The organism is Anaeromyxobacter soli, from assembly GCF_022808855.1.
GTDB lineage: Bacteria > Myxococcota > Myxococcia > Myxococcales > Anaeromyxobacteraceae > Anaeromyxobacter > Anaeromyxobacter soli.
In genome coordinates, this window is the sequence record NZ_JAKZLF010000067.1 from 1 (window position 1) to 8,595 (window position 8,595).

9 protein-coding genes are annotated in these 8,595 nt (G+C 73.7%); 4 read left to right on the forward strand and 5 right to left on the reverse strand.

What is annotated here, in order from left to right:
- Nucleotides 1-505 precede the first annotated feature (505 nt).
- Nucleotides 506-709, forward strand: a complete 204-nt coding sequence (locus MLV88_RS23590; RefSeq protein ID WP_242338551.1) for a hypothetical protein — start codon at nt 506-508, stop codon at nt 707-709.
- A gap of 69 nt (nt 710-778) precedes the next feature.
- Here MLV88_RS23590 and MLV88_RS23595 read toward each other — a convergent pair whose 3' ends face one another.
- On the reverse strand, nt 779-1,219 hold the full coding sequence (locus MLV88_RS23595) for a hypothetical protein (RefSeq protein ID WP_242371493.1): 441 nt from the start codon (nt 1,217-1,219) through the stop codon (nt 779-781).
- A 199-nt stretch (nt 1,220-1,418) separates the two neighbouring features.
- Here MLV88_RS23595 and MLV88_RS23600 point away from each other — a divergent pair, with 199 nt between their 5' ends.
- On the forward strand, nt 1,419-2,930 hold the full coding sequence (locus tag MLV88_RS23600; RefSeq protein WP_242371495.1) for an InlB B-repeat-containing protein: 1,512 nt from the start codon (nt 1,419-1,421) through the stop codon (nt 2,928-2,930).
- 24 nt (nt 2,931-2,954) lie between these two features.
- Here the strand turns inward: MLV88_RS23600 and MLV88_RS23605 are convergent, their stop codons facing one another.
- From MLV88_RS23605 to MLV88_RS23620, 4 genes are all read right to left on the reverse strand, one after another.
- On the reverse strand, nt 2,955-3,320 hold the full coding sequence (locus tag MLV88_RS23605) for a metal-sensitive transcriptional regulator (protein WP_242338557.1): 366 nt from the start codon (nt 3,318-3,320) through the stop codon (nt 2,955-2,957).
- A gap of 8 nt (nt 3,321-3,328) precedes the next feature.
- Nucleotides 3,329-5,731 (reverse strand): heavy metal translocating P-type ATPase, encoded by a 2,403-nt coding sequence (locus tag MLV88_RS23610; RefSeq protein WP_255821425.1) that lies wholly within the window; start codon nt 5,729-5,731, stop codon nt 3,329-3,331.
- Between the two features lie 2 nt (nt 5,732-5,733).
- Nucleotides 5,734-6,123 (reverse strand): cupredoxin domain-containing protein, encoded by a 390-nt coding sequence (locus tag MLV88_RS23615; RefSeq protein ID WP_242338558.1) that lies wholly within the window; start codon nt 6,121-6,123, stop codon nt 5,734-5,736.
- 212 nt (nt 6,124-6,335) lie between these two features.
- Nucleotides 6,336-7,238, reverse strand: coding sequence for a DUF1207 domain-containing protein (locus MLV88_RS23620; RefSeq protein WP_243338788.1), 903 nt, complete (start codon nt 7,236-7,238; stop codon nt 6,336-6,338).
- Between the two features lie 653 nt (nt 7,239-7,891).
- Between MLV88_RS23620 and MLV88_RS23625 the strand changes: the two genes are divergently transcribed.
- Nucleotides 7,892-8,176 carry a phospholipase D-like domain-containing protein gene (locus tag MLV88_RS23625; protein ID WP_243338790.1) on the forward strand — a complete coding sequence of 95 codons (285 nt, stop codon included), beginning with the start codon at nt 7,892-7,894 and terminating at the stop codon, nt 8,174-8,176.
- A 27-nt stretch (nt 8,177-8,203) separates the two neighbouring features.
- The gene (locus tag MLV88_RS23630) at nt 8,204-8,563 is read left to right on the forward strand and encodes a cupin domain-containing protein (protein WP_243338791.1); all 360 of its coding nucleotides are present in this window, start codon (nt 8,204-8,206) and stop codon (nt 8,561-8,563) included.
- Nucleotides 8,564-8,595: the final 32 nt, after the last annotated feature.

Sequence of the window (8,595 nt, forward strand, 5' to 3'; positions counted from 1 at the left end):
ACCACGCCCTCGCCCAGAACACGGTGATGCCACCTGTCACCTGGGTAAACACCGAGCAGCGGATTCGTCAGCGCGGGAGACAAGCCAAGATCCCGAGCAAAGTGTCAGCGATGTCTTGACTGGTTCCGGGTCGAGTCCGTTCGATTGCGCGAAACATCTGAACGCACTGTCGGATGAGCTGTTGAGCGCTCGCTGCCATCGGCGCGCTTTCTGTGGCGAGCGCGCCGAAGCCCACCAGGGCGCCTCCATCGCTCACCGTTCGGCGGGGCGAAACGGATGCTCTTCGGGGATTCCCTCGCCACTGTCCGACGAGATGTTTACTTCGTGACGACCGCGGGAACGCTCGCAGGCTCGAGGGGCTGCCGGGAAACCGGCAGCCCCTTTTCCTTTGGGCTTTCGAGCAGTTCGCGCCCGGCGCTCCCGCGCAGCCCCCCGGGGAGAACCCCTCCTCGCGGACCCCGCCTTTCGCGGCACCCGCTCGCCCTAGGGCGCGCACCATGGGGTCATGAAAAAGCGCATCGTCAGGACGAAGTGGGCGACCATCGAGCGGCCGGGCGACGTGGGCATGGACCTCCCTGCCGGCGTGACCGCGGCGCAGCTCAAGCCGACGGACTACCACCCGATGGAGATGGAGCAGGCGGAGCAGCCGACGCCGAAGGCGCGCGTGGCCGCGAAGGTGCGGCGCGCGCTGCACCACTCGCACCGGTAGTCACTCCCCGCCTCACGCGCGGCTCGCGCCCGTGCGACCTTCGCTGCATGGGCCGGCCGCGCGTGGACTTCAGCCCGGGTTTCGCGGCGCCACCTCTCCAGGGAACAGCGCGCCGGCGACGAGGGCGAACGCGGCCACGACGCGATCGAGGAACACGATCGCCGGCAATGCGAAGGCGAGCCCCAGCGCGAACGCCCACAGCCGCCGGTGCGCCGTCTCGAGCTGCGTCGCCACGAACACCGAGGCGCCGAACATCGCGAGCGTGAGCGTCCCGCCGACGAGCAGCGCCGCGGGCCAGCGCAGCCCCAGGAGCCGCAGCGCGCCGGAGATGGCGACGAGCCCCGCGACGTTCAGCAGATCGCGCCCCGTCCCCGCCCACCACGCGCGCTGCTCCTCGTCGCGCAAGCGGAGCCCGATCTCCTGCAGCAGCAGGAACGCGAGCACGGCGGCGAGGTAGGCCGCGACTGCGAGGGCGCGAGCCGCGCCCGCGGGCGGGACGATGGTCCACACGCCAGGACGTCTACCAGAACCCGCCGCCTCTTCGGACGGTCCCCGGACACCCGCCCCGGACGGCCGGGCAGGGTGGGGCACGGCGCGGGCACCCGCCCCCGGCGGACGCGCGCCCGCGCGGCCGGCCGTGCCCCTGCGCAGGCGGATTGAGCGGCCGCGCCCGGGGGTGGACGATCGAGCTGCGCTCGGGAGGTGCACCGTGAGCCATGCACACGAGCTCGCGCTCGCAGCCGTGCTGCTCGCCGCGGCGGCGTGCGGAGGAAACGGGAAGGACGGCGGCGGTCCCCCTCAGCCTGTGAGCTACGCCGTGCGCATCGCGCTCACCGGACCGGGCTCGGTTGACGTGACGGGCGACGCGGCCGGCAAGTGCCAGCGGACGTGCAGTCTCTCCGTGAAGGCTGGCGGACGGGTGGTCCTCACGCCGGTGCCGGACGCGGAGGCGTCGTTCGAGGGCTTCGGCGGCGCGTGCTCGGGGAGCGGGCCGTGCCCGCTGGAGGTGAACGCGGACGTGGACGTGACGGGGACGTTCGAGGCGACGCCGTCGCCGGCGAACGTGACGCTCACGATCGTGCGCGCGGGCGACGGGCAGGGCGAGGTCACGAGCGATCCCGCGGGCGTGAGCTGCGCCGCCTCCGCGTGCACCGGCGTCTTCGCGAGCGGGGCGACGGTGACGCTCACCGCGACGCCGGACGCCCGCTCGCGCTTCGAAGGATGGGAGGGCGGCGGGTGCAGCGGGACCACCACCTGCGCGCTCGTCCTCACGGCCGCGACGAGCGTCACCGCGCGCTTCGCGCTCGGGGCCCCGGGCACCTACGCGTTGAAGGTCCTCTCCCATCCGGACGGCACCCTCACCGCCGGGAGCGGCATCGACGCACGCGGCGACGTGGCGGGCACGCTCTTCGCCAGCGAGTGCTGCGAGTCGCAGGTGTTCGTCTACGACGCCGCGACCGATCGCGTGACCCTTCCGCTCCCCGACCACCGGGGCGCGCGAGGGGTGGTCATGAACGACGAGGGCATGCTCGTCGTGTCCCTCGAGGACGGGAAGTACTACCGCTTCGAGGACGGCGCCGTGCTGTCCGCGCTCGGCGCGATGACCCCGCAGGCGCTGAACGTTCACGGCTGGGCGGCGGGCTGGATGGAGGCGGGGCCCGGCCCGCTCCACGCGGCGGTCGACGACGGGACGACGCTCCGGGATCTCGATCCGGGCGGCACCGCTGCCAGCACCGCGAGCGGCATCAACGCGGCGGGGATCGTCGTCGGGAGCCGTGAGGGCAAGGCGGTCGTGTTCGAGGCGGGCGGGCCCCGCGAGCTGCCGGTCCCCGCCGGCTCGGTGGCGCTGGACGTGAGCGACGACGGGAAGGTCGTGGGCGCGGCGAACCGCAGGTTCAAGTGGACGGAGCAGGCGTTCCTCGCCGAGCTCGCGAGCGGCGACGTCACGCTCGTCGATCGCCCGAGCGACGCCGCGGGCATCAGCCTCGACCGGATCAACCGGGCCGGCACCATCGCGGTCGGTCAGCTGTATTCGGGCTTCGGGACGGGGGACGGGTGCGTGTACCGGAACGGCAAGCTCGAGCGGCTCGGCGACCTCGTCGAGCTCCCCCCAGGCATGCGCATCCTCCACGTGGGAGGCGTGAACGACCGCGGACAGATCCTCCTCACGCTCGTCGACGGGCACGGCCGGACGTCGCCCGCCATCCTGACACCGCGCTGAGCCGCTCGCCGGCCGGGGTGAGGCTCAGCGCGCGCTGCGGTACATGAGCTCGACGAGCTCGTCGTACATCGCCTCGGCGTCCTCGCCCCCTGCGCGGATCGCGTTCGTCGCGCAGTGCTTCAGGTGGTTGCGCATGAGCTCGCGCCCCACGCCGCGGAGCGCCTCGTGGACGGAGGCGATCTGCGTGAGGATGTCGGCGCAGTAGCGCCCCTCCTCGACCATCTTCTGGAGCCCGCGCACCTGGCCCTCGATGCGCCGCAGGCGCTTGAGATTCGCGTCCTTCGTGGCGGGATCGACCGCGGCGGCCTTCCCGCCCGGCCCCACCTGCTCCGCCGCGCCGCACGGGCACTGCGCCTCCACGGCCACCGCCTCCTTCGCGCTCTTCGCCATGTCGTGCCTCACGCGCCCCTGAAGCGGCGCAGCCGCAGGCTGTTCGTGACCACGCTCACGCTGCTCATGGCCATCGCCGCGCTCGCCAGGATGGGCGAGAGCAGGAGCCCGATCGCGGGGTACAGCGCGCCCGCGGCGATGGGGATGCCGACCACGTTGTAGACGAACGCCCAGAAGAGGTTCTGCCGCATGGTCCGCATCGTGCGGCGCGACAGCGCGATGGCGTCCGCGACGGCGCGCAGGTCGGCGCGCATGAGCGTCACGTCCGACGCCTCGACGGCGACGTCCGTGCCGCTCCCCATGGCGATGCCGACCTCTGCCTTCGCGAGCGCCGGGGCGTCGTTGATGCCGTCTCCGACCATCGCGACGACCTTCCCGGCCGCCTGGAGCCGCTCCACCTCGGCGAGCTTCCCCTCGGGCAGGACGCCCGCGACGACGCGCGGGACGCCCGCCGCGCGGGCGACCGCCTCCGCGCTCCGGCGCGTGTCGCCGGTGAGCATCACCACCTCGAGCCCCATCCTGCGGAAGCGCGCGATCGCCTCGCGCGAGGTGGGCCGGATCGGATCCGCGACCGCGAGGAGCCCGGCCAGCGCGCCGTCCACCGCCGCGAACACCGTGGTGTGCCCGTCCGCGGCGTGCGACGCGGCGGCTTCCGAGAGCGGTGAGGTGTCCACGCCCTCGGCTGCGAGGAACGCCTCGTTCCCCACGATGACCCTACGGCCCTGGACCTCGCCGCGCGCGCCGCGGCCGGTTGCCGACTCGAAGCGCGTCGTCTCCAGCGCGGGGACCCCCGCGGCCGCCGCGTGCGCCGCGATGGCCGCCGCCAGGGGGTGCTCGCTCTGGCGCTCGACCGCCCCGACGAGCGCCAGCAGCCGATCCTCGGCGACCGCCGCACGCTCCGGCAGGACGACCCCCACCACGGCCGGCCTGCCCTCGGTGATGGTCCCGGTCTTGTCGAGCACGATCGTGTCGATCGCGTGCGCCCGCTCGAGGGCCTCGCCGCCCTTGATGAGCACGCCGAGCTCCGCGCCCTTGCCCGTCGCGACCATCACCGCCGTGGGCACCGCGAGCCCCATCGCGCAGGGGCAGGCGATGACCAGCACGGCCACCGCGGCCGCGAAGGCGCGCACCGCGGGCGCGGCGTCGGCGGCGACGAACCACACGACGAACGTCGCGATGGCGATCGAGAGCACCACCGGGACGAAGATCCCGCTGATGCGGTCCGCGAGCTTCTGGATCGGCGCGCGCGAGCCCTGCGCGTCGCGCATGAGCTTCACGATGCGCGCGAGGACGCTCTCCGCGCCCACCGCCGTCGCGCGGTAGCGGAACGCGCCGGTGCCGTTCACCGTCGCGCCGATGACCCGCGCGCCCGGTCCCTTCTCCACCGGCATGGGCTCGCCGGTGAGCATCGACTCGTCCACCGCGCTCGCGCCGGCGAGGACCTCCCCGTCCACCGGGATCCGCTCGCCCGGCCGCACCACCACGGTGTCGCCGTGCTCGACCTGCTCGACGGGCACGTCCACCTCGGCGCCGTCGCGCACGACGCGCGCGGTCTTCGGCTGGAGCTGCACGAGGGCGCGCAGCGCGGCGGAGGTCTGGCGCTTCGCGCGCGCCTCGAGGGTGTTGCCGACGAGGATGAGCGCGATGATGAGGACGACCGCCTCGTAGTAGACGTCGGGCGGGACGCCGCGCGCGAGGAAGAAACCGGGCGCGAGCGTGGCGATGACGGAGAGCAGGTAGGCGGCGCCGGTCCCGACCGCGACGAGCGTGTTCATGTCCGCCGAGTGGTGGCGGAACGCCGCCCAGGCGCGGGTGTAGAAGTGGCGCCCCGCCCAGGCCATCACGCCGGTCGTGAGGACGAGGAGCCCGAACGAGATCGCGCGCGGCGGGATGGCGTACAGCCACGGGAGCGCGCGCGAGAGCGTCGGATCGAGGACCCGCATGCTCCAGCGCATGAACGGATCGGCCGGCGCGCCGAGGCCGAGGTGCGCGTGCGTCGCCATGAGCGGCATCGACGCGACCATCGCGACGGCGCCGGCGGCGAGCGAGGCGAGGGCCTTGCCGCGGAGCTCGCGGAACTCGCGGACGCGCGCCTCGTCCTGCTCGGCGAGCGCGTCGCCGCCGGCGAGCGGGAGCGTCGCGCCGTAGCCGGTCGAGCGGACGCGCTCGAGGAGCGCCTCCGCGGAGGCCGCGCTCGGGTCGAAGGCGATCGTCGCCTCGGCCGTCATGAGGTTCACGTTCGCGTCGAGCACCCCCGGCGCGCTCGCGAGCGCCTTCTGCACGCGCGCCTGGCACGCGGCGCAGGTCATGCCCGAGACCTGGACCGTGAGGCGCGCTGGCGCGACCTTCAGCGTCGGGGCGCCGGCGCCGGCCTCGCCGGCGCGCGCCACCGTCCTCGTCGTGGCGTCCATGGTCATTCCTCCTCCACGACGAGGCTGCCGCGGAGCATGCCCATGCCGCAGGTGAACTCGTACGTCCCGGCGCGCTGCGCCGGCAGATCGACGCTGGTCCGCTGGTGGGCGGGGAGGAAGCGCCGGAGGCCGAGTTCCGGGATGACCACCTCCTCGGAGCAGCTCGAGTCCTCGCGGCGATCGAAGACGAGCCGCGCGGGCTGACCGGCCCGCAGCCGCACGCGCGCCGGCGAGTAGCCCCCCTCCACCCGGATCACCGCCTGCTGGACGCCCGTCGCGCCCACCTTGGCGGCGACCGCCGCCTTCCGCCGCTCGGCGAGGAAGAAGTACCAGTTCACCCAGCCGATCGCGGCCACTCCGCCCGCCACGACCGCCACCTCGCTCACGTCCATCTCCTGCCTCCGTTCGGCCGCCCGCGGATACCCCCGGGGCGTATGCCCGCCGATCCGGATCTAGATACCCCCCTCCCCTATGTCAAGCGAAAGCGAGCCTGGACGCCAGGCGGGCGCCTGGCCGCGCGGAGACCGCCGGGCTGGCCATGACGTGGCGAGGCACGGAACCGTCGCCGGCGAGCGCCCTGACGCACCGGTGAGCCGGCGCGGCGTCAGAGTTGGACGTGGAACCCCACGCCGGCGTAGCGGGTGGACTCGAGGAAGAACTGCCCGTACGGCGACGGCCCGTCGTAGTACTCACCGAGGAGGCTCCAGATCCGCGGCGGGTGCCCCTCGCTGCGCCACCAGGCCGCCTCCACGCCGGCGCGGACGCTGACGGCGGGCTTCCACTCCTGCTGCTCCGTGGACTTCACGTCCGCCGCCGCCACGAGCCGCAGCCCGCGCGTCGGGCCTGCCCGCACCTCCGCGCCGGCGTGGACCAGCTTCGGGTCGAGCGTGCTCGGCTTGCGGTTCACGAGGTACTCGCCGCCCGCGTAGACGCGGAGCGGCCCGAGCTCCTGCGACAGGACGAGCTCGACGGACTCGAACGCCAGGTTCACGCGCTGGATCTCGCTGTCGGCGCGGAGGAGCAGCTCGTCTCCGAGGTGGGAGCTCTGGTGGTAGACGCGGGCGCGCGCCGAGAAGCCGGCGTACCGGTACGTCAGCGGCAGGCCCACGAGGTAGTCCGCGTTCAGGAGGTCGTCGCTCGGGGAGTCGAGGTCGAATTGCGCGAACACGGCGGCCTCCAGCCCGAGCTGGAGCCCTTCGCCGGGACGGGGACCGCCGAGCCGGAAGAGCGCGAAGCCGTCGCCCACGCCGATCGAGCCGAGGTGCAGCGTCTGCTCGCTCGTCGGGAACTTGCCCCACAGATACGACACGAAGGAGCGGATCGCCTTCGGATCGGCGACGAGCGGACAGAAGACGTCCCCCTGCGGCAGCGGCACGAGCCCCTCCGCCTCGCCGGCGTGGACACCGGTTCCACAGCGGAGGATGTGGCCCTCGTCGGCCGAGGCCGTGGACGTGAGGGCGGCTGCAACGAGCGCCGCCACCGCGAGCGGCAGGCTGCGTGAGGTCATCCTCGTCTCCTTCGGTGAGGGCCGCGGGCTTCCCCGGACGGCGCGCGCTCCACGTTACCGCGCGGCGCCCGCCCGCGTGCTCCCTGGGCGGGCCCCTGCTCCGTCAGGAGCCGCGTTCATTCGCCGCGGCCGCGTGGCGCCGACCTCCTCCCACAGCCCCGCCTGGCGCCCAGACCACGTCCCGCCCGGTCGCGTGATTAGCGTGAGGGCGATGAGGCCCTTCGACCGCCGCGCGGCGTGGCTCGCCACGGCGGCGCTCCTCGCCGGCGCCTGCCGCGCGAACCCGGAAGCGCGCGTCGCGCCGGCGCCACCCGCCGCCCTGGACGCGCGCCTCGAGGCGGAGACCGGGGCGCGGCTCGTCGCCGGGAACGAGCTCACGCCCATCGAGAACGGCGCCGTCTTCGACGCGATGGTGAAGGACATCGCGGCGGCGAGGCGTCACGTGCACATCGTGAGCTTCATCTGGCGCGGCGCGGAGGGCCCCTCGCGCCGCATCACCGACGCGCTGCTCCGGCGCGCGCGTGGGGTCGAGTGCCGCATCGTCGTCGACCCGTTCGGCTCGCTGAAGTTCGACGACGCGCAGCGGGACGCGCTGAGGCGGTCGGGCTGCGAGGTGGCAGCGCGCGAGCTACGAGGAGCTGCTCGCCGCAGGCGTGCGGATCTACGAGTACCAGCCGAGCATGATGCACGCGAAGACCGTGCTGGTGGACGACCGCTGGGTGGCGATCGGCTCGACCAACATGGACCCGCTGAGCTTCGACCGGCTCGAGGAGGGCTCGGTCGTGGCCGACTCGCCCGCGCTCGCCGGGCACCTCGAGCGCACGCTGCGCGCCGACCTCGCCCGCTCGAAGGAGATCACGCGCGAGGAGTGGTCGCGCCGCGACCCGGTCGTGGACGTGGCGCGCGACGCCGCGTCGCTCTTCGACGAGTGGCTCTAGGGCGGCGCGCCCGCTAGATGGATGCGCATGGAGAAGGTGAACCTCGCGGAGAAGCTCGCGCTCGTCGACGACTTCTGGCACCCGCGCGTCGTCGCGGAGCTGAACGGCCAGCACGTGAAGGTGGTGAAGCTCGCTGGGCCGTTCGTGTGGCACCAGCACGAGCGCGAGGACGAGCTGTTCCTCGTGGTCCGCGGCGAGCTGCGGATGGAGCTCCGCGATCGCTCCATCGAGCTGCGGGAGGGAGAGCTCCTCGTCGTCCCCCGCGGCGTCGAGCACCGGCCGGTGGCGGAGCGCGAGGTCGAGGTGCTCCTGTTCGAGCCCGCCGGTACTCTGAACACCGGGAACGTCCGCGACGAGCGGACCGTCGACGCCCCGGAGCGCATCTGATGGCGCTTGGACGCGCGGCGCTCACCGCCGCG